Origin of the sequence: Enterobacter mori LMG 25706, from assembly GCF_000211415.1 — a bacterium.
Taxonomy (GTDB): Bacteria; Pseudomonadota; Gammaproteobacteria; order Enterobacterales; family Enterobacteriaceae; genus Enterobacter; species Enterobacter mori.
Genome location: NZ_GL890773.1, coordinates 155,953 through 177,204 on the forward strand (window position 1 = coordinate 155,953; position 21,252 = coordinate 177,204).

General features: G+C 59.2%; 18 protein-coding genes. 11 read left to right on the forward strand and 7 right to left on the reverse strand.

The genetic code is table 11. The features are described from left to right. Nucleotides 1-113: 113 nt before the first annotated feature. From ENTMO_RS0101415 to ENTMO_RS0101430, 4 genes are all read left to right on the forward strand, one after another. A complete protein-coding gene (locus ENTMO_RS0101415; protein ID WP_029484915.1) occupies nucleotides 114-1,235 on the forward strand; it encodes an efflux RND transporter periplasmic adaptor subunit in 1,122 nt (373 codons plus the stop codon). Then, nucleotides 1,235-4,345 carry an efflux RND transporter permease subunit gene (locus tag ENTMO_RS0101420; RefSeq protein ID WP_010426501.1) on the forward strand — a complete coding sequence of 1,037 codons (3,111 nt, stop codon included), beginning with the start codon at nucleotides 1,235-1,237 and terminating at the stop codon, nucleotides 4,343-4,345. Before ENTMO_RS0101415 ends, ENTMO_RS0101420 begins: the two co-directional genes overlap by 1 nt. Further along, on the forward strand, nucleotides 4,345-5,709 hold the full coding sequence (locus ENTMO_RS0101425) for an efflux transporter outer membrane subunit (protein WP_010426503.1): 1,365 nt from the start codon (nucleotides 4,345-4,347) through the stop codon (nucleotides 5,707-5,709). The genes ENTMO_RS0101420 and ENTMO_RS0101425 overlap by 1 nt, the downstream gene beginning before the upstream one ends. Nucleotides 5,710-5,829: 120 nt before the next feature. Further along, nucleotides 5,830-6,126, forward strand: coding sequence for a YicS family protein (locus ENTMO_RS0101430; RefSeq protein ID WP_010426504.1), 297 nt, complete (start codon nucleotides 5,830-5,832; stop codon nucleotides 6,124-6,126). Nucleotides 6,127-6,174: 48 nt separating this feature from the next. Here the strand turns inward: ENTMO_RS0101430 and ENTMO_RS0101435 are convergent, their stop codons facing one another. After that, nucleotides 6,175-7,125 carry a LacI family DNA-binding transcriptional regulator gene (locus ENTMO_RS0101435; protein ID WP_010426506.1) on the reverse strand — a complete coding sequence of 317 codons (951 nt, stop codon included), beginning with the start codon at nucleotides 7,123-7,125 and terminating at the stop codon, nucleotides 6,175-6,177. A 293-nt stretch (nucleotides 7,126-7,418) separates the two neighbouring features. On the opposite strand from ENTMO_RS0101435, the gene ENTMO_RS0101440 reads away from it, so the two are divergent. The 6 genes from ENTMO_RS0101440 (at nucleotide 7,419) to ENTMO_RS0101465 (ending at nucleotide 13,340) form a co-directional block, all read left to right on the forward strand. Then, nucleotides 7,419-7,733, forward strand: coding sequence for a PTS sugar transporter subunit IIB (locus ENTMO_RS0101440; RefSeq protein WP_010426508.1), 315 nt, complete (start codon nucleotides 7,419-7,421; stop codon nucleotides 7,731-7,733). A gap of 11 nt (nucleotides 7,734-7,744) precedes the next feature. Continuing rightward, on the forward strand, nucleotides 7,745-9,070 hold the full coding sequence (locus ENTMO_RS0101445) for a PTS cellobiose transporter subunit IIC (RefSeq protein WP_010426512.1): 1,326 nt from the start codon (nucleotides 7,745-7,747) through the stop codon (nucleotides 9,068-9,070). Between the two features lie 17 nt (nucleotides 9,071-9,087). After that, nucleotides 9,088-10,464, forward strand: coding sequence for a glycoside hydrolase family 1 protein (locus ENTMO_RS0101450; protein WP_010426514.1), 1,377 nt, complete (start codon nucleotides 9,088-9,090; stop codon nucleotides 10,462-10,464). Nucleotides 10,465-10,469: 5 nt separating this feature from the next. Continuing rightward, complete coding sequence (locus ENTMO_RS0101455; RefSeq protein WP_010426515.1) at nucleotides 10,470-10,772, forward strand: PTS lactose/cellobiose transporter subunit IIA; 303 nt, start codon at nucleotides 10,470-10,472, stop codon at nucleotides 10,770-10,772. Nucleotides 10,773-10,909: 137 nt separating this feature from the next. Beyond that, nucleotides 10,910-12,289 (forward strand): carbohydrate porin, encoded by a 1,380-nt coding sequence (locus ENTMO_RS0101460; protein ID WP_010426517.1) that lies wholly within the window; start codon nucleotides 10,910-10,912, stop codon nucleotides 12,287-12,289. A 145-nt stretch (nucleotides 12,290-12,434) separates the two neighbouring features. Then, on the forward strand, nucleotides 12,435-13,340 hold the full coding sequence (locus ENTMO_RS0101465; protein ID WP_010426519.1) for a DMT family transporter: 906 nt from the start codon (nucleotides 12,435-12,437) through the stop codon (nucleotides 13,338-13,340). Between the two features lie 111 nt (nucleotides 13,341-13,451). Here ENTMO_RS0101465 and nepI read toward each other — a convergent pair whose 3' ends face one another. Beyond that, a complete protein-coding gene (nepI, locus tag ENTMO_RS0101470; protein WP_010426521.1) occupies nucleotides 13,452-14,642 on the reverse strand; it encodes a purine ribonucleoside efflux pump NepI in 1,191 nt (396 codons plus the stop codon). A gap of 102 nt (nucleotides 14,643-14,744) precedes the next feature. Further along, nucleotides 14,745-15,197, reverse strand: a complete 453-nt coding sequence (locus ENTMO_RS0101475; RefSeq protein ID WP_010426522.1) for a DUF1198 domain-containing protein — start codon at nucleotides 15,195-15,197, stop codon at nucleotides 14,745-14,747. A gap of 197 nt (nucleotides 15,198-15,394) precedes the next feature. On the opposite strand from ENTMO_RS0101475, the gene ENTMO_RS0101480 reads away from it, so the two are divergent. After that, nucleotides 15,395-16,195 carry an MBL fold metallo-hydrolase gene (locus ENTMO_RS0101480; RefSeq protein ID WP_010426523.1) on the forward strand — a complete coding sequence of 267 codons (801 nt, stop codon included), beginning with the start codon at nucleotides 15,395-15,397 and terminating at the stop codon, nucleotides 16,193-16,195. A gap of 64 nt (nucleotides 16,196-16,259) precedes the next feature. Here ENTMO_RS0101480 and uhpT read toward each other — a convergent pair whose 3' ends face one another. The 4 genes from uhpT to uhpA all read right to left on the reverse strand — a co-directional run bounded on the left by uhpT (nucleotide 16,260) and on the right by uhpA (nucleotide 21,197). Then, the gene (gene uhpT / locus ENTMO_RS0101485; protein ID WP_010426524.1) at nucleotides 16,260-17,657 is read right to left on the reverse strand and encodes a hexose-6-phosphate:phosphate antiporter; all 1,398 of its coding nucleotides are present in this window, start codon (nucleotides 17,655-17,657) and stop codon (nucleotides 16,260-16,262) included. A 132-nt stretch (nucleotides 17,658-17,789) separates the two neighbouring features. Then, complete coding sequence (gene uhpC, locus ENTMO_RS0101490) at nucleotides 17,790-19,109, reverse strand: MFS transporter (protein WP_010426525.1); 1,320 nt, start codon at nucleotides 19,107-19,109, stop codon at nucleotides 17,790-17,792. Next, nucleotides 19,102-20,607 (reverse strand): signal transduction histidine-protein kinase/phosphatase UhpB, encoded by a 1,506-nt coding sequence (gene uhpB, locus ENTMO_RS0101495; RefSeq protein ID WP_010426526.1) that lies wholly within the window; start codon nucleotides 20,605-20,607, stop codon nucleotides 19,102-19,104. The genes uhpC and uhpB overlap by 8 nt, the downstream gene beginning before the upstream one ends. Beyond that, nucleotides 20,604-21,197, reverse strand: coding sequence for a transcriptional regulator UhpA (uhpA, locus tag ENTMO_RS0101500; RefSeq protein WP_010426527.1), 594 nt, complete (start codon nucleotides 21,195-21,197; stop codon nucleotides 20,604-20,606). Before uhpA ends, uhpB begins: the two co-directional genes overlap by 4 nt. Nucleotides 21,198-21,252 lie beyond the last annotated feature (55 nt).

Below are 21,252 nucleotides of genomic sequence, written 5' to 3' on the forward strand. Positions count from 1 at the left end.
CCTTTTTTACATTTCTGGCTCAGCCAGAGATGCGGTATCGCTGTGCCTTTAAATAGCCCTCCTCCCTGTTAAGCGATTAACAGGGCAGGCATCGTTCACCCTGGAAAAAGATTATGAAAACCATAACAACCTCCATCGCGGCATTACTCCTCCTGACAGGGTGCGATAATGCGCAAACATCTGCTCCCCAGCGTCCTCTTCCGGATGTGGGGATTGTCACGCTCATGAGCCAGCCTGTTTCCGTCGTCAGCGAGCTGACGGGCCGTACCACCGCCGCCATGAGCGCCGAAGTGCGCCCGCAGGTAGGCGGCATTATCCAGAAGCGGCTGTTCACCGAAGGCGATACGGTCAAGGCCGGACAGGCGTTGTATCAAATTGACCCTTCCAGCTACCGCGCCGCCTACGATGAAGCCGCCGCGGCGCTAAAGCAGGCGCAGGCGCTGGTGCAGGCCGACTGCCAGAAGGCCCAGCGCTATGCGCAGCTGGTGAAAGATGACGGCGTGTCACGTCAGGATGCAGAGGACGCGAAGTCCACCTGCGCACAGGACAAGGCCAGCGTCGAGTCAAAGAAGGCCGCGCAGGAAAGCGCGCGCATTAACCTCAACTGGACCACCGTGACCGCACCGATTGCCGGACGTATCGGCATCTCCTCCGTCACCCCCGGCGCGCTGGTGACCGCTCAGCAGGATACCGCCCTCGCCACCATTCGCGGGCTCGACAGCATGTACGTCGATCTCACACGTTCCAGCGCCGATCTGCTGCGTTTACGCAAGCAAACCCTTGCCACCAATAGCGATACGCTAAGCGTGTCGTTAATCCTCGAAGACGGCAGCACCTATGGTGAAAAAGGCCGCCTGGCGTTAACCGAAGTGGCGGTGGATGAATCAACCGGCTCCGTCACGCTGCGCGCCGTCTTCCCGAACCCGCAGCATCAGCTCCTGCCGGGGATGTTTGTCCGCGCCAGAGTGGATGAAGGCATCATGAACGACGCGATCCTGGCACCGCAGCAGGGCATCACCCGCGACGCCAAAGGCACCGCTACCGCGCTGGTGGTGAATGCCAGCAACAAGGTCGAGCAGCGTCAGCTGGAAACGGGCGACACCTACGGCGACAAATGGCTGGTGCTGAGCGGCCTGAAGGCGGGCGATAAGCTGATTGTGGAAGGCACCGACAAGGTGACCGCCGGGCAGGAAGTGAAAGCCGAAGAGATGAAAGCCAGTGGAGGAAACGCCTGATGTTTTCCCGTTTCTTCGTGCGTCGCCCGGTCTTTGCCTGGGTTATCGCCATTCTTATCATGCTCGCCGGGATGCTGGCTATCCGCTCGCTGCCGGTCGCGCAGTACCCGGACGTCGCCCCGCCGTCGATCAAGATCTCCGCCACCTACACCGGTGCCTCCGCGCAGACGCTGGAAAACAGCGTGACGCAGGTGATCGAGCAGCAGCTCACCGGGCTGGATAACCTGCTCTACTTCACCTCCACCAGCAGCTCGGACGGGTCAGTAAGCATCAACGTCACCTTCGAGCAGGGAACCGACCCTGACACCGCGCAGGTACAGGTGCAGAACAAGGTTCAGCAGGCGGAATCTCGCCTGCCGACCGAGGTGCAGCAATCCGGCATTACCGTCGAGAAATCGCAGAGCAACTTCCTGCTGATCATGGGCGTGTACGATAAAACCGACACCGCCAGCAGCTCGGATATCGCCGACTGGCTGGTGAGCAATATGCAGGATCCGCTGGCGCGCGTGGAGGGCGTTGGCAGCCTGCAGGTGTTCGGTGCGGAATACGCCATGCGCATCTGGCTCGACCCGGCGAAGCTGGCGTCCTACTCGCTGATGCCGTCCGACGTGCAGAGCGCGATTGAAGCCCAGAACGTGCAGGTTTCCGCCGGTAAAATCGGCGCACTGCCTTCGTCAAACGCCCAGCAGTTGACCGCCACCGTCCGCGCCCAGTCGCGCCTGCAGACGGTGGATCAGTTTAAAAACATCATTGTGAAGAGCCAGTCCAACGGCGCGGTCGTGCGCATCAGCGACGTCGCCCGCGTGGAGATGGGCAGCGAAGATTATACCGCCACCGCGAAGCTCAACGGCCACCCGGCGGCGGGTATGGCGGTCATGCTTTCACCGGGTGCGAACGCGCTCAACACTGCGACGGCGGTAAAAGACAAGATTACTGAGTTCAAAAAGTCGATGCCGGAAGGCTACGACGTGGCCTACCCGAAAGACAGCACAGAGTTCATTAAGATCTCCGTTGAGGACGTGATTCAGACCCTGTTCGAAGCCATTATCCTCGTGGTGGTTGTGATGTACCTGTTCCTGCACAACATCCGCGCGACGCTGATCCCGGCGCTGGCGGTACCTGTTGTTCTGCTGGGCACCTTCGGCGTGCTGGCGCTGTTCGGCTACTCCATCAATACCCTGACGCTGTTTGCGATGGTGCTGGCGATTGGGCTTTTGGTGGATGACGCCATCGTGGTGGTGGAAAACGTCGAACGTATTATGCGCGACGAAGGCCTGCCCGCCCGCGAAGCCACCGAAAAATCGATGGGCGAAATCTCCGGCGCGCTGATCGCCATTGCGCTGGTGCTCTCTGCGGTATTCCTGCCGATGGCCTTCTTCGGCGGCTCCACCGGGGTGATTTACCGTCAGTTCTCGGTCACCATCATTTCGGCGATGTTCCTCTCCGTGGTGGTGGCGTTGACCCTGACGCCCGCGCTCTGCGGCTCAATTCTGAGCCACACGGCTCCGCACAAGAAAGGTTTCTTCGGCGCGTTTAACCGCTTCTACAGCAGGACCGAGCATGGCTATCAGAACAAGGTGCTGCGGGCCCTGCGCCGCTCCGGCGGCATGCTGGTCATCTACGCCCTGCTCTGTGGCGCAATGGGCTTCGCCATGCTTAAGCTGCCGGGCAGCTTCCTGCCAACGGAAGACCAGGGCGAAATCATGGTGCAGTACACCCTGCCAGCCGGCGCGACGACGGTGCGTACCGCCGAAGTCAGCCGCCAGGTGCGCGAGTGGTTCCTCACCAAAGAGAAAGCCAACACCAACGTGATCTTTACCATTGAAGGCTTCAGCTTCAGCGGCAGCGGCCAGAACGCCGGGATGGCGTTTGTCTCTCTGAAAAACTGGTCAGAGCGTAAAGGCGATGAGAATACCGCGCAGGCCATCGCCCTGCGCGCCACGCAGGAGCTGAGCACCATCCGCGATGCGACCATCTTTGCCATGACGCCGCCGGCGGTGGACGGTCTGGGCCAGAGCAACGGCTTTACCTTTGAGCTGATGGCCAGCGGCGGCACCGACCGTGACGCGCTGTTGAAACTGCGTAACCAGCTGATTGGTCAAGCCAACCAGGACAGCTCGCTGCACGCCGTGCGCGCCAACGATCTGCCGCAGATGCCGCAGCTTCAGGTCGATATCGACAACAACAAGGCCGTGTCGCTGGGGCTGTCCCTGAGCGACGTCACCGACACCCTCTCCAGCGCCTGGGGCGGGACCTACGTGAACGACTTTATCGATCGCGGCCGCGTGAAAAAGGTCTACATCCAGGGCGACAGCGACTATCGCGCCGTGCCGTCGGATCTCAACAAATGGTATGTGCGCGGCAGCGACAGCACCATGACCCCGTTCTCCGCCTTCGCCACCACCCGCTGGGAGTACGGCCCGGAAAGCCTGGTACGCTACAACGGCTCGGCGGCGTATGAGATTCAGGGCGAAAACGCCAGCGGCGCCAGCTCCGGCACGGCGATGAGCAAAATGGAGCAGCTGGCAAACAGCCTGCCGTCCGGCAGCACATGGGCGTGGAGCGGTTTGTCGCTACAGGAAAAACTGGCGAGCGGTCAGGCGATGAGCCTTTATGCCCTTTCCATTCTCGTGGTGTTCCTGTGCCTGGCAGCGCTGTATGAGAGCTGGTCAGTACCGATTTCGGTCATCATGGTGATCCCGCTTGGCGTGCTGGGCGCAGCCGTCGCCGCCTCCCTGCGTGGCCTGAACAACGATGTCTACTTTCAGGTGGCGCTGCTGACCACCATTGGCCTGTCGTCGAAGAACGCCATCCTGATTGTGGAATTTGCCGAAGCCAAAGTCGCGGAAGGGTACTCCCTGACGCGCGCCGCGCTGCGTGCCGCTCAGACGCGTCTGCGTCCGATCATCATGACCTCACTGGCGTTTATCGCAGGGGTTACGCCGCTGGCCGTGGCAACCGGGGCAGGTGCCAACAGCCGCGTGGCAATCGGTACCGGCATTATCGGTGGGACGCTGGCCGCGACGCTGCTGGCGATCTTCTTCGTCCCCTTATTCTTTGTACTGGTGAAACGTCTGTTCTCCGGTAAGCACGCAAACCGGAGGTCATAATGTTTCGTGTATCTATTTTAGCGTTAGCCCTGCTGAGCGCAGGCTGTGTGTCGTTAGACCCAACGTATCAACGCCCGGACGCCCCCGTCCCGGCAACCTTACCCGGCGCGCACGGCGAAGCTACCGCCGTGGTGAGCCAGTGGCAGCAGGTGATGAACGACGCGCGGCTGAAAAGCGTGGTGACGATGGCGCTTAACAGCAACCGTGACGTGCAAAAAGCGATTGCGGATATCGACGCCGCCCGCGCCCAGTACGGTGAAACGCGCTCGTCCCTGTTCCCGACGGTAGACGCCGAGCTGAGCCACACCCGCAGCCGCACGCTGGCAAGCGGCGTGACCACCAGCGACGAAGCCAACGGCGCGGTCTCCAGCTTCGAGCTGGATCTGTTTGGCCGCAACCAGAGCCTCTCCCGCGCCGCGCGTGAAACCTGGCTTGCCAGCGAATTCACCGCGCAGAATACGCGCCTGACGATGGTTAGCGAGCTGACCACGGCCTGGGTGACGCTGGCGGCGGATAACAGCAACCTGGCGCTGGCGAAATCCACAATGGAGAGCGCGGCGAACTCGCTCAAGATTGTGAAGCGTCAGCGTGAGGTGGGCGTGGCGGCGGCAACGGACGTCAGTGAAGCGATGGCGGTTTACCAGCAGGCGCGCGCCAGCGTGGCGAGCTACCAGACGCTGGTGATGCAGGACAAAAACGCCCTTAATCTGCTGGCGGGCGATACGGTGCCGGAGAACCTGCTACCCGGCACGCTGGAGAGCCTGAGCGATAATGCCATCACGCTGATCCCGGCGGGCGTCAGCTCCAGCGCGCTGCTGCGTCGCCCGGATATTCAGGAGGCCGAGCATAACCTGCTGAGCGCCAACGCCAACATCGGCGCGGCGCGCGCCAACTTCTTCCCGACCATCTCGCTCACCGCCAGCGCGGGCGTCGGCAGCGATTCGCTCTCCTCCCTGTTCAGCCACGGGATGAAGGTCTGGTCGTTTGCACCGTCCATCACCCTGCCGCTGTTTAGCGGCGGGAACAACCTGGCACAGCTGCGCTACGCGGAAGCGGAGAAGAAGGGACTGATCGCCACCTACGAGAAAGCCATCCAGAGCGCGTTTAAGGACGTGGCCGACGCGCTGGCGCGCCGTGAAACGCTGAGCGAGCAGCTGGATGCCCAGCGAGAATACGTGGCGGCGGAGCAAAAAACGCTGGATGTGGCAACGCGCAGCTATAAGGCAGGCGCGGGGGATTATCTGACGGTGCTTACCGCGCAGCGGTCGCTGTGGTCGGCACAGGAATCACTGATTGCGCTGCAGCAAACCGACCTGGAAAACCGCATCACGCTGTGGCAGTCGCTGGGCGGCGGGATCCAGTAACCTCATCGGTGGGCGATTCTCATGCGCAGAAAAGAGAAAATCATACTTTCGGCTGGAATCGCTACACTGAATGTAACGATATATTTCATGGGAAGCATGTGACGTTAACTGGAGGTTTCGATGAAAGCTGCGCACCTGGTTTGCCTGCTCGTTTGCCTGTTGTTCGCCGCGTTTGTCCACGCTCAGGAGAAGGACGATCCGGCGAAAGATGCCCAGATAAAACAGCAGGTTCTGAAAGATGTGAAGAAAACCTGCACGCCACAGAAAAAGCAGAGCGATAAGGCCTGGCAGGCAATGATTTTGTCGTCGGAGGCCAACCAGCTGCTGATCAAAAACGCCATCACCGCCGTGAAGCGCGACAATCTGGACGCCTACTGGGATGCCGTCAGTCAGGTGGATTGCATGGAAGACTATTGAATGCTGCTCGCCGGGTGGCGCTGCGCTTACCCGGCCTACATCACACGTTTAACGCTTCCGCATATCCGGAATAATTAAATCCCCGCGCAGCACGTACGACCCCAGCATCTGCGTTTTCTCCGTCAGCCAGCTCACAATACGCGCCGCCATGGCGTCCATGGAATATTCAATCGCCGGGATCACCGGAATACCCGGCAGATGCAGCGATCCGCCCAGGCTGAAGACCATGATGTCGTCCGGCACCGATTTGTTAAACGCCTGCAACTGCGGGATCACCCGCTGGGCTTCCTGCTCGTCCGCCACCAGCAGCGCGTTGAAATTCAGGGTGCTGGCGTTGTTCAGCAGCTCCTGCAGCGCAACGGATGAGGAGGTGGCGTCCATAAAGACCAGGTTGCGATTAAAGGGCAGAAAATTTTTCTCCAGCGCGTGCTTGTAGCCGAGCAGCACCTGGTCGGCAAAACCGCTGCCGTGCGGGTGGATCAGCGCAATCTGGCGACGCCCCTGGCTGGTGAGGTAGTTACAGGCAGTTTCGGCGGCAAACGCGTGATCGAACTGGATGCTGTTGGCGTTATCAGCCTCCATACAGTCGACCAGAATGACGTTTTCCATATCCACGTCCAGCGGAAAACGGGCGCCAATCACCAGGATATCATCACAGAGCCCGCAGGAGAGTTCTTCAAGGGCGTGCATCACTTCCGCTTTGCTATGCGCGAAGCGCAGCAGCAGATGTTTTTGATGCTGGCTGAGCTGTTTTTCCAGCGCGTACAGATAACCGGTGGTCTGGTTAATGTTTTCCTGCGCGCAAATCACGCCAATACAGCCCGTCGACTGGCTTAGCAGTGATTGTGCAATCACGTTAGGACGATAGTTCAGCTCATCCACCGCTTTCAGAACGGCCTGACGGCTGGCTTCCTTCACGCCGCGTGACCCGCTCAACACCCGTGATACCGTGGCTTTGGACACCCCGGCCAGACGTGATACATCGTTGATTGTAGACATCTCTCTCCCCTGGCAGGCCAACTTCACGCCTGCAAATTCCATTACCGCTACGGCTCACATTATAGCCAGAACGGAGTATATCCGTTTCCGTTTTTCATGGAAACCGATTTTCCGTTTCCACTCAAAATGACGTCACAACAGCCAAATTCCGTGATGCAGATCGTGGTAATAGGCCCCATAAGCACAGCTTCTTGATGGTTGTCACACTTCTGTCTTTTATAAATGGAAACCGGTTTCCGTATGATGTCCAATCATCTCCGCAATAACTTTTTACATTTAGAGGATGGTTGTCGATGTTCAAGATTATGCTGTGCTGCTCTGCCGGGATGTCCACCAGCCTGTTGGTCAGCAAAATGGTCGATGTCGCGAAAGAACGTGGTTTGCCGGTGAAGATTGATGCGTACGGTGTTTCCGAATTTGATACGCAGTTTCCGCAATACCAGGTTGTCCTTCTCGGACCGCAAGTGAAATACATGTTAAAGACACTCTCAGACAAGGCGGCGACGCAAGGCATTCCGGTACAGCCCATCGACATGATGGACTACGGCATGCAGCGTGGCGATAAAGTACTGGACTATGCTCTGTCGCTCATCGAAGCGGCACACTAAAAGGTGTTCACATGAGTTCGTTATATCAATCCATGGTCGCGGTGATTGAGCAGTCAATTACCCCGCTGGCCGCGAAGCTGGGTCAGCAAAAGTATGTGATTGCAATCCGCGACGGATTTACCGCCGCGCTGCCGTTTATGATCATCGGCTCGTTTATGCTGGTGTTCATCTTCCCGCCGTTTTCGGCGGATACCACCAACAGCTTTGCCCGCGGCTGGCTGGATTTCTCCCAGACCTACCGCGAGCAGCTGATGCTGCCGTTTAACCTCAGCATGGGCGTCATGACCTTCTTCATTTCGGTGGGGATTGGGGCGAGCCTGGGTCGTCAGTTTAACCTCGACCCGGTGATGTCCGGCCTGCTGGCCTTTATGGCCTTCCTGCTGGTCGCCGCGCCGTATGCCGACGGCAAGATCTCCACGCAGTATCTCTCCGGCCAGGGCATCTTCACCGCGCTGATCACCGCAATTTACGCCACCCGCGTTTACGCGTGGCTGAAGCAGAACAACGTGACCATTCGTCTGCCGAAAGAAGTCCCGACCGGCGTGGCGCGTTCGTTTGAGATCCTGATCCCGGTGATGGTGGTGATCGGCACCCTGCACCCGCTGAACCTGTTCATTGAAGCGCAGACCGGAATGATCATTCCCCAGGCGATCATGCACCTGCTGGAACCGCTGGTGTCCGCCTCTGACTCCCTGCCCGCCATTCTGCTCTCCGTGCTGCTGTGCCAGATCTTCTGGTTTGCGGGTATCCACGGCTCGCTGATTGTCACCGGCATTATGAACCCGTTCTGGATGGCTAACCTCTCCGCAAACCAGGCGGCGCTGGCGGCTGGCGCGGCGCTGCCGCACGTTTACCTGCAGGGCTTCTGGGATCACTACCTGCTGATTGGCGGCGTAGGCTCCACGCTGCCGCTGGCGTTCCTGCTGCTGCGCAGCCGCGTGACCCATCTGCGCACCATCGGCAAAATGGGCGTGGTGCCAAGCTTCTTTAACATCAACGAACCGATTCTGTTCGGCGCGCCGATCATCATGAACCCGATGCTGTTTATCCCGTTCGTGTTCGTTCCGCTGGTCAACGCCTGCCTGGCGTACGGCGCAACCAAGCTCGGCTGGCTGGCACAGGTCGTCTCGTTAACCCCGTGGACCACCCCTGCACCGATTGGTGCGTCATGGGCGGCGAACTGGGCGCTCAGCCCGGTGGTGATGTGCCTGGTCTGTATGGTGATGTCCGCGCTGATGTACCTGCCGTTCCTGCGCGCTTATGAGCGTACGCTCATCAAAAACGAAGAGCAGAAAGCTCAGGCGACCGTCGGTAACGCTGAAGCCGCCAGCAATTAAGTCAAAGAGGAAGAGTCATGAAATACGCATTTCCCGATAACTTCTGGTGGGGCAGCGCAAGCTCCGCTCTCCAGACCGAAGGAGCAAGAGAGGGCGAAACCACATGGGATTACTGGTTTGCCCGCGAGCCGAACCGTTTTCACAATGGCGTGGGGCCGCAGCAGACCTCCACGTTTTATCAGCACTGGAAAACGGACATTCAGCTGTTAAAGCAGCTGAACCACAACAGCTTTCGCACCTCGATTAGCTGGGCGCGCCTGATCCCCGACGGTATCGGTGAAGTGAACCCGGAAGCGGTCGATTTTTACAATCAGGTCATTGATGAGTTGAATGAGCAGGGCATCACGCCGTTTATCACCCTGTTCCACTTCGACATGCCGATGGCGATGCAGGAGATCGGCGGCTGGGAAAACCGCGACGTGGTGGACGCATACGCCCGCTATGCGCAGATGTGCTTCGAGCTGTTTGGCGATCGCGTGCTGCACTGGTTTACCTTCAACGAGCCGATCGTGCCGGTAGAAGGCGGTTATCTGTACGACTTCCACTATCCGAACGTGGTGGATTTTCGTCGGGCAGCAACCGTGGCGTATCACACCGTGCTGGCCCATGCGAAGGCGGTGCAAGCCTACCGCGCCGGGCATTACGCGGGGGAGATTGGCATCGTGCTGAACCTGACGCCGTCATACCCGCGTTCGCAGAATCCGGCAGACGTGAAGGCGGCGCACATCGCAGACCTGATGTTTAACCGCAGCTTCCTTGACCCGGTTCTGCGCGGTGAATACCCGGCAGACCTGGTGGCGCTGCTGAAATCCTACGATCAATTACCCGCCTGTAAACCGGAAGACGGTTTCCTGATTGCGGAAGGGAAAATCGACCTGCTCGGCGTGAACTACTATCAGCCGCGTCGCGTGAAGTGCCGCGACAGCGCGGTGAACCCGCAGGCGCCGTTTATGCCGGAGTGGTTCTTTGATAACTACGAGATGCCGGGCCGCAAGATGAACCCGTACCGCGGCTGGGAAATCTACGAGCCGGGTATTTACGATATTCTGGTTAACCTGCGCGACAATTACGGCAACCCACGCTGCTTTATTTCTGAAAACGGCATGGGCGTCGAAAATGAGCAGCGCTTTATTGAAAATGGCCAGATTAACGATCAATACCGCATCGAGTTTATTTCCGAGCATTTAGCCTGGCTGCATAAGGGTATTAGCGAAGGGTGCAATTGTCTTGGTTACCATATGTGGACGTTTATTGATAACTGGTCGTGGTGTAACGCGTATAAAAATCGCTACGGATTTATCCAGCTCGATTTAAAGACGCAGCAGCGCACCATTAAGAAAAGCGGGGAGTGGTTTGCCGCCACCGCCTTAAATAATAGCTTTGATAAAGGGTAATGATGATGATCGCACTAGAAGAAGCCGTAATGGAAATTATCGTCAACGCCGGGCAGTCCCGCAGCCTGTGCTTTGAAGCACTGCACGCGGCGCGTCAGGGCAACATTGACGAGGCCAAAAGCCTGCTGCGCGAAGCCGACGGCTATTCGCGCCAGGCGCACAAGATGCAGACCAAACTGATCGAGCAGGATGCGGGCGAAGGACGCCAGCCGATGACGTTAATCATGGTGCACGCGCAGGATCATTTAATGAATTCCTTATTAGCGCGTGAATTATCCGAAGAAATTATTCATTTATATCAGAGATAGCCTATGGCGAAATAAATTACTGTAATACCTCTGTACCTTAAATAGAATTCCACTTGTTCTGATGATAGCGACATACTCTGTCAGATCGGAGCGGGATGGTTATTGTCTGAATAAAATTAAACTATATTGAGATAACCATGAATACGATTAAAAAACTTCCATTAACCATGGCGGTTATCGCCGCGCTTTGCCCAATTTCCGTGCTCGCACAAGAATTCACGCAGGAGCAAATCGACGCCACTGTGGCAAAAGCGGTGGATAAAGCCCTGGCCGAACGTCAGGCCAAAATGGATGCGGCGGTCGCGAAAAAAGCGGACGTGGTGACCGAGCCGCAAAGCGCGGCGCAATCGCCGGACATGGCGATTCCGTTCGGCATTAAGTTTACCGGCTACGCCCGCTACGGCGCGCACTTCCAGGCCGCCGATCAGAAATACGTGGCGGTGGACGGCTCCTACAACGGCGCGTCCGCCATTGGTCGTCTGGGTAACGAAGGCAACGGCGGTGAATTCCAGCTCTCCAAGGCCTTCAAGGGGGAAAACGGCGCCATCTGGGACGTTAACGTGATGATCGACCACTGGGGCGACGAAGTTAACCTGAAAAAAGCCTACGCGGGCGTGACCAACATTATGGCCTCCAACCCGAATGCCTATTTCTGGGCCGGTCGTGACTTCCACCAGCGTCCGCAGCAGGGCATCAACGATTACTTCTGGATGAACCACGACGGCCAGGGCGCCGGGGTGAAGAACTTCGACATCGGCGGCGTGCAGTTCGACGTGGCCGCCGTGGCGGCGGTGGAATCCTGTAGTCCGGAAGTGATGGAAGATGAGGCCAACCCGTCGCGCATCACCTGTACCGGCGGTTCCGGCACGGGCGACAAAGGTAACTACGCCGCGACCTCAAAAATCCACGGCATGAAGCTCGGCCCGATCGACATGGAGCTGTACGCCAACTACGGCTTTGACTCCAAGGCGGTGGAGAGCGATGAACGTCTGAACGCCTGGCAGGGCGGCGTGGTGCTGAGCCACACCAACGACAGCGGCGTGAACAAGGTGATTGCCCGCTACTCCGATAACGCGGACAACAGCGTGTTCAACAAAACCGAGGATCTGACCACGGTTTACGCCAGCTTCGAAGGGCTGTACAAATTCACCCAGGCGACGCAGGTGGAGTACATCCTCGCCTTCCACGACTACGACAACAGCCGTGATAAGACCGACAACCGTAAGAACTACAATGCCATCGTGCGCCCAATGCACTGGTGGAACGACGTTCACTCCACCTGGCTGGAAGCGGGCTGGCAGCACGTTGATTACGACAACGGCGGCGATAACAAGGGCTGGAAGCTGACCCTGTCGCAGAACATGTCCATCGCCATGGGGCCGGAGTTCCGTCCGATGCTGCGCTTCTACGTGACCGGCGGCAAAGTGGATAACGAGCGCACCGCGCGCGTGAACAACACCAAAGACGAAACCCTCGACGACTTCAACGTCGGCGCGATGTGGGAGGCGTGGTTCTAAGGTAAAAGCAAAACGGCAACGCAACGTTGCCGTTTTGAGTGTTTGCTCCCTCTCCCCGTGGGAGAGGGCCGGGGTGAGGGCATCAGGCCGCACACAACCATGCTATGCTGTTGACCGAATTAACGACAACATCGCAGGGGAGAATATGGGTTCCACACCTAAAGGGATGCTAAACGTCCTGATCGCCGCCGTTTTATGGGGCAGCTCGGGGGTTTGCGCGCAGTACATCATGGAGAAAAGCCACATTTCTTCGCCTTACCTGACCATGGTTCGCCTGCTGTTTACCGGCGTGATCCTGCTGACGCTCTCCTTCGTTCACGGCGACAAGATTTTCTCGGTCATCAGGCATCGCAAAGACGCCCTCAGCCTGCTGATTTTCTCGCTCGTCGGCGCGCTCACCGTGCAGCTCACCTTTCTGCTGACGATTGAAAAATCCAACGCTGCGACCGCCACCGTGCTGCAGTTTCTGTCCCCGACCATCATCGTGGCGTGGTTCGCCCTGGCGCGGAAAAAGCGCCCCGGCGTGTTTGTCCTGTCCGCCATCATGACGTCGCTAGTCGGCACCTTCCTGCTGGTCACCCACGGCGACCCGACCTCGCTCTCCATCTCGCCTGCCGCGCTGTTCTTCGGTATCGCCTCGGCGTTTGCCGCCGCGTTTTATACGACGTACCCGTCGACGCTTATCGCCCGCTACGGCCCGCTGCCGATTGTCGGCTGGAGCATGTTGATTGCCGGGTTAATGCTGACGCCGTTCTACGCCGGGCGCGGGACCACATTCGTGATTGACGGCAGCCTGCTGCTGGCCTTTTTCTATCTGGTGGTGATTGGCACCGCGCTGACGTTCAGCCTGTACCTGAAAGGCGCACAGATGATCGGCGGGCCGAAGGCGAGCATTCTGAGTTGCGCCGAGCCGCTGAGCAGCGCGCTGCTGTCGGTGATTTTGCTGGGCGTGGCGTTCACCCTGCCGGACTGGCTGGGGACGCTGCTAATTGTGTCGTCGGTGGTGCTGATTTCGATGGATTCGCGTAGAAGGGTTAAGGCATCGGCATAGCCTGATGTCCCCTCACCCCGGCCCTCTCCCCAAAGGGGCGAGGGTGAAAAGACAGCACCGAGCAGTCCCCTCTCCCCTGCGGGGAGAGGGTTAGGGTGAGGGGGGAATTTACTACTTCGCCTTCACCTTCCCTGCCACCAGCAGCGCCGTCAGCAGCATCAGGGTGCCGGAAATCACCAGCGGTGACGTCAGCCCCAGATGGTCGAGCGCCACGCCGCCAATGGCCGCGCCGCAGGTGTTCGCCAGCTGGATCACCGCCACCTGAATCGACCCGGCCTTTTCCGCCTGATCGGCCAGCGTGCGGGTGATCCACGTCGACCAGCCCACCGGCACCAGCGCAAAGGCAAAGCCCCAGATAATCGCAATCGCAGAGGCCACCCACTTATCGCTGCCCCACAGCACCAGCACCGCCGCGCTCAGCGCCAGCACCAGCGGCGCACCCGCCAGCGCCACTTTCAGGGAGCGTTTCAGAAACTGCGACGACAGCGAGGTGCCAACAAAACTGGCGATACCCAAGCTCAGCAGCACCAGCGTCAGGCCGTCCACGTCAAAGCCCGCCATGGTCATAAACACCGGGCGTATATAGGTAAAGAAGGCAAACTGCCCGGCAAAGGCCATAAAGATAGCAGTCATCCCCGCCATCACGCCGGGGCGCTTCAGCAGCGCGAACATGTTCTGCTTATGATGCGCCGCTTCACCCGGCAGGGACGGCAGCGCTTTCCACACCCAGATAATGCAGAGAAGCCCCATCACCGCCGCGGCGTTAAAGACGTTACGCCAGCCGATAATCCCGCCGAGGAAGCTGCCGAGCGGCGCAGCAATCACCAGCGCGATAGAGACCGCACCGAAGATAACGGACAGCGCTTTTGGCACCGTGCGCGCGGGCACCAGGCGCATGGTGAGCGAGGCCGACATCGCCCAGAAGCCGCCGAGTCCCAGACCAAGACAGGCGCGACCGAGCAGCAGCAGGGTGAAGCTTTCAGCAAAGGAGACCAGCAGGCAGGAGAGCGTCAGCAGCACGCTGAACAGGATGACCACCTTGCGGCGGTCGATAGTGCCAATCACCTGGGTAATAAACAGGCTGGCGAACATCGCCACGAAGGCGGTGACGGTAACGGACTGCCCCGCCACGCCTTCGGAAATGCCCAGATCCTGCGCCATCGGCGTCAGCAGGCTCACAGGCAGAAACTCAACGGTAATCAGGCAGGCGACGCAGAACGCCACGGAGAAAACCGCCGACCAGTTGGGGCGAGAAACCTCTTTGGTCTGCGGTCTGGTCGTGGGCTGGATATGTTCTGTCATGGCGTCACCTGAAGATAAAAACGTGCGGAAAAGTCGCGCAGTTTATCATCAAAAGTGTGACGGATTTAACGATTTGACAACTTTTGTCGTTTTTACAGGGGATCAGTGCAGGTAAAACACGCCCTCTTCCGGCAGGAAGAGCTGGTTATAGCGCAGCTGAAAGGCGTTTAGCTCCTGCGGGTCCGGCTCTATCTCGCGCATAAAGCCAAGCGCCAGACGAATTTGCGCATCGGTAATGGGCGCGGCCAGGCGGGCTTTACGCAACATGCGGTGCCAGGTGTGCAGGTTCTCTTCACTAGCATCAACAATACACACCTGCCAGATAAGCAGCACCTGGGCGGCGTTTTGCAGATGTGCCTCGTCGGGGCGCTCAAGGTAGCGGACAAACTCATTCCCGGAGGATTTTCCAAACTGGTCGATCATCGACTCGACCGGCATCGGGGTGATACCCAGACGCTCGCTTAAACGTTTGATGGCGCGGCGGGAGTCTGAGGTCAGGACACGAAATCCCACCACAAACACCACGGCAAGCGTTGCCAGCATTATCCAGACCATGCGTTCTCCTTAGACTAGCCGCTCATCATAGCGGGAAACGCAGGGCGTCAACAGCGGGCAGAACCATAATAGTGAACTGAAAAGCGCTGGAAAAAGGGCAGAAAAGTCGTTTTAGTTTTTATGGGGACGATTGTATTTCCAGGGTGTATGGTCAACGGGTGGCGGTAACGAATCATGACTTCAGGGAAAGAGCGAACATGTCCATAACAATCAGTGTCCTGCTGGAGAATCGGCCTAACCATAACGCTAAAAGCTCACTGCGGGCCAAAGCAGGGCTCAGCCTGTTTATACAGGATGAAAATGATTCCATTCTGTTTGATACCGGTCCTGATGATAGCTTCCTGCATAACGCAGGCCTGATGGGAGTCGATTTAACTTGCCTGACCGCAGCGGTACTGTCTCACGGGCACTATGACCATTGCGGCGGCGTTCCGTGGTTACCGGATAATTGCCGGATCGTATGCCATCCCCACGTGGCCTGCGAGCGCTATTCGGCAATACGGTTTTCGGGGTATACCGCCAGACTAAAAAAACTGTCGCTGAATAATGATTATTCACGCTATCGCATGGAATACAGCCGTACCCCGCTCCAGCTTGGGGAGCGCTTTATGTGGTCAGGGGAGATCCCTGTCGCCAAACCGCACGCATATGGTGTTATCGGCAGTAAAAATGCGAATGCGGATTATGTAAAAGATGAAGGGGTTCTGATTTATAAGTCTGACCGTGGCCTGATTATTTTTATTGGCTGTGGGCACCGAGGGCTGATTGATATTGTGCGTCACTGCCAGAGAATAACCGGTATCAATCATATCCATGCAATTTTCGGCGGTTTCCATCTTCGCTGTGCGTCACCGCGTAAGCTCTGGGCAGTCAGGCAGTTTCTGCGCGGCCTACAGCCCGACAAAATAATGGGCTGCCATTGTACGGGTAAATGGGGCAATTTGTGGTTGCCGGACGCAGTCACCCCGTCAACTGGGGATATTTTTGTTCTGGGGTAGGTCTTAACTCACTGAATAAAAAAAGCCCGGCATCACACACCGGGCAAAGAAGTCACCTGCACACTCAGGCTGCTTTCAATTTCTGCTTCTGCGCACGATTCTCACGGCGAATTTTACGTTCTTCCAGCACTGCAACCATCGCCATCAGGACGATACAGCCGATGGCTGCCGCATCCAGCGCGGCGAAGGTGCCTGCCCAGCCGGTGAGACCGAAAATCGGCGTACCGTCGGCGATCATCCCCAGACCCAGTTTGGCGAAGCTGTCGCCGATCAGGTAGGCGAAGGTGCCTTTAATCCCATCGGCGGCGCCGATCGCTTTTTTCGGGACGAAGCCCACTGCCGCCACGCCGATCAGTAATTGCGGACCAAACACCAGGAAGCCGAGCGCGAACAGGGACGCCAGATAAACGTACTGGTTGCTGGCATGCTGGTAGACGCCGAGGGTGGCGATAATCAGCGCCAGCGCGACGCAGGCCACCAGCGCGCGACGACCATTGGCGAGGTCAGAGAGCCAGCCCCACAGCAGCGTGCCGACCAGCGCGCCCACTTCGAACAGGGTGAAGCCCTGAATCGCCACTTCTTTAGAAAGCTTCAGCTCCTGGAAGGCATACACGGTCGACCACTGGTCAATACCAATGCGCACCACGTAGAGGAAGATGTTCGAGAAGCAGAGCAGCCAGATCACTTTGTTTTTCAGCACGTACTCAACAAAGATCTGCCATTTGGACATCTCGTTTTCTTCGGTCTCTTTGTCCTCTTCGCTGATCTCCTCGCCGAACAGCTCTTCGGCTTTACCGAGGCCGTAGGATTCCGGGGAGTCGCTGCCGTAGCGCAGGCCGATAAAGCCAACAATCAGGGCGATAATCGACGGGAAGATAAACATGCCGATCACGTGGCCGTCGAACAGGTAGTTCGCGCCGAACAGCGCCACGCCTGCCGCACCCGCCCCGCCGAGGTTGTGGGAGATATTCCACATGCCGAGGTACGAACCACGCTTGCGGCGCGGGGTCCATTTGGTGATGGTGGAGTAGCTGCACGACCCGCCGGTGCTCTGGAAGAAACCGCTCAGGGCGTAGAAGGCGATCATCATGAACAGGCTGACGGAACCCGCGCCCATGCTGGCGCTGAAGCCGAGCATACAGATGGCGGAGAGGATCAGCATAAACGGCAGGAACTGCTTGGTGTTTTTGCCGTCCGCGTAGTAGGAAACCAGCGTTTTCCCCACGCCGTAGGTGATGGAGAAGCCCAGGCCAATCATCCCCAGCTGCGTCATGCTCAGCCCGTAGGCGGAGATCATGTCGTTCTGCGCGATGTTAAAGTTTTTGCGGATCAGGTACATGGTCAGGTAGCCGATGAAGACCACCAGATAAGACTGCATGAACGGTTTGAACCACATCTTGCGCCGCACGTCGAGCGGCAGATCCAGGGTCGGCTTGCGCACCTGATTTAAGAAGGCCAGCATGACTGAGTTACTCCCGAGCTGATTTTTGCAGCATTGTAAAAATCAGCCGGGAGAGATGCCTGAGACAGCGTCCAGGTAAAACCGGGAAAATTTCTTAGTTTTGCGCTATTCGGGGTGAAAAGGTGAGACGCATCACGCTTCGCTCACCTCGCGTGGGGCCTGCGCGTTCAAAAACGGCAGCAGCAGCAGGGCGGAAATCCCCGCCGCGATGGCGATCGCCGCGAAAAACCCGCTCCAGTGCCAGACGTCGATGACCCGTGCCAGCGGCCAGCCGGAGAGCGACGCGCCGAGGTAGGCAAACAGCCCGACAAAGCCCGTCGCCGCGCCAGCCGCCTCTTTGTGGGAACACTCCGCCGCCGCCATGCCGATCAGCATCTGCGGGCCAAAGACGAAGAAGCCGATGGTGAAGAAGCACGCCGCCTGCATCACGTAGCTGGCAAACGGCATTAGCCACAGCGAGCCGACGGAGAGCAAAATCCCGGCAGCAAAAATCAGGTTCATCGGCCCGCGGTTGCCGTTGAACAGCTTGTCCGATCCCCAGCCCGCCACCAGCGCGCCGATAAACCCGCCCAGCTCGAACATCGTCACCGCCGAGTTGGCGGTCACCAGGTCCACGCCCAGCGTCTCGGACATGTACAGGTTGCCCCAGTCGTTGATCGCCGCGCGCACCACGTAGACCAGCACGTAGCAGAGCGACAGTAGCCAGATGTACGGGTTTTTCAGCACGTACTTAGTGAGGATCTCCCTGCGGGTCAGCCCCGCGCCTTCCTGCTGCTGGGCAATCTCCATCTCGTCGTGCCGCCAGTCACCTACCGCCGGCAGGCCGACGGTTTGCGGCCTGTCGCGCAGGCGCCAGCAGAGGAACAGCCCGGCGACAATCGCGAGGCCACCGGCAATCATCATCCCCGCGCGCCAGCCGTAGTGCAGCGCTGCGGCTCCCACGACCATCGGGATCAGCGCCCCGCCGACGTTATGCGCGGTGTTCCAGACTGCCCACCAGCCGCCGCGCTCGTTGCGCGAGTACCAGGCGGTGAGCAGGCGGGCGCAGACCGGCGCGCCCCAGCCCTGGAAAAAGGCGTTCAGCGCCCACAGCAGGGCAAAGGCCCATAGCGAGGTGGAGAAACCAAACAGGATGTTCACCACACCGGTGGCGATCAGCCCGACACCCATAAAATAGCGCGCGTTGGAGCGGTCGCTGACGATGCCGGAGAAGAACTTCGACAGGCCGTAGGTGATGTAAAACAGCGTCGCCAGCAGGCCAATATCGGTGCGGGTCATCACGCCGCTGGCGAGGATTTCCGGCGCGGCGGCATTGAAGCTTTTGCGGGTGAAGTAGAACAGCGCGTAGCCGAGCCAGAGGGTAATCAGGATCTGGCGACGCCAGTAGCGGTAGCGGGCGTCGATTTCCGCTTTGTCGCCAATCGGCGCGGCGCTGGCAGGGGTTTTAAACATGGTGGCTCCGTAACGGCAGGCTGACGGTAACGCGCGTCCCGTGGGTGCAGGAGATATTCAGCGTGCCGCCGAGCGCCTTCACGCGCTCGCGCATGCCCGCAAGGCCAAAGCCCTGTTGGCCGGAGCCCGGCGGCAGGCCGCAGCCGTCGTCTTCAATCACCAGCATCAGGCGCTCGTCCTGCTGCCAGCCCTGGATCGTGACCGCGCTGGCACTGGCGTGTTTGACGATATTGTTCAGCCCCTCCTGACAGACGCGGAACAGCGTCACGCGCTGACCTTCGCTCAGGGTAGCTTCATTGATGCGCCAGTCGAGATGGCTGACTATCCCGCGGCTTTCCAGCTCCATCTCGCGCATCAGGGAACGCACCGCCTGCTCCAGGGACAGATCGTCAAGCTGGCGCGGGCGCAGCCGTCCTAACAGACGACGAACGGAGTCATAGACGCCCAGCGAGAGCTGTTCGATATGCGCCCCACCCTGCTTCACGCCCGCGTTTTCTGCCGCCAGGCGCTGGACAATGCCCGCCTGGGTGCGAATGGCGGTGATGGTCTGGCCGATATCGTCGTGCAGCTCGCGGGCGACCTCCTGCCGCACGCTCTCTTCCGTCTCCAGCAGACGCTCCGCCAGACGACGGTTGCGCGCCAGTTCGGTTTGCAGGGACAGGTTCAGCTCGCGCAGGCGCTGAATGCCCGCGCCGAGCAGCAGCCCGGTCAGGCTCTGGGCCAGCAGGGAAAGCAGCAGATCCACCGGATGATCGTGCCAGGTCTGGCTGGCAATCAGCGCGATGGCGTTCATCAGCGTGGCGATCAACGCCCCCTGCCAGCCGTAGTGCCAGGCCAGGGCGATAATCGGCAGCGCCAGGCAAAATGGGGTAAAGCGTGAAAGTTCGGCGGGCAGGCCAAGCTGCAGCCACAGGCTCACCACAAACAGCAGCAGATACCAGATGAGGTGCCGGGCGCGCCAGTTCACCGGTTGAGTAACCAGCGCCGGGCCGAGCGGCTGCCAGACGGTGCTGGTGAGGTAGTGCCAGAAAACGAGGCAGGTCGGCGCGAGCGTCAGGCCGCCGGTCAGGGCCAGCAGCAGGGCGTTGAGCATCTCCTTCTCGCCGACCCACGGAAGCGACTGCAGCAGCGCGGCGGCAATCAGCGCCGCCCCCTGACGCAGCAGCGTGCGCCAGTCGCGCTGGTGACGGTAGCGGGAAATCAGCGCAACCGGGAGAAGCGTAAGCAGGCTTCCGGTCATCAATAAGGGCAGGTGCGCGAGGGCGACTTCCTGCGCCAGCCAGACCAGCATCAGCCACTCTGCACCCAGCAAAACGGGCCAGTAGCCGCGCGGGCACTGGAGCATTAAGCCCAGACGCAGGCCGAAGGGAAACAGCAGCACCGCCAGCTCCGGGCGTTCTACCATGTGCAGGCTGATGCTCCACAGGCAGAACCAGGCGGCGGAGAAGATAAAAAAGCTGGCGACGACGGCGATCAGCCGTGAAAAAGCGGAACTCATTGCCAGCTGTCGAACATGCGGCGCGCCAGCTCGACGTCGTTGCTGACGTTAAGTTTTTCCATCAGGTTGGCGCGGTGAACGTGCACGGTTTTCGGGGACAGATCCAGCTCGGCGGCAATCTCTTTTACCGACATTCCCTGCGCGAGTTTTTCCGCAACCTGACGCTCGCGTCTGGTGAGTGGATCCTGACGTCCGGCCGCCAGCTTGATGGCGATATCCGGCGTTAAATAGCAGCCGCCAGTGGAGACCGTACGCACCGCGGCGATCAGTTCGTCGGGGCTACAGCGTTTAGAGAGGAAGCCGCGCGCGCCCGCGTTGAGCGCCTGCTCGACCAGCGCCGGGCTGTCGTGAACTGACAGCATAATCGTCGACATTCCTTTCGGCAGCTGGCTTAGCAGCTCCAGCCCGGAGAGATCCGGCATCGAGATGTCGCAGATACAGATCTGCACCCCGCGCCCCGGCAGGCCCGCCAGCGCCTCGCGACCGGAACCAAACTCGGCCACGACCTGAAAATCCGGTTCGAGGTTCAGAAGCTGGGCAAAGCCGGAGCGGACGATAAGGTGGTCGTCGATAAGAGCGATGGTGGTCATGTGTGTTCCTGCGGTCTGAAAATGCCGGATAGCGCTGCGCTTATCCGGCCTACAA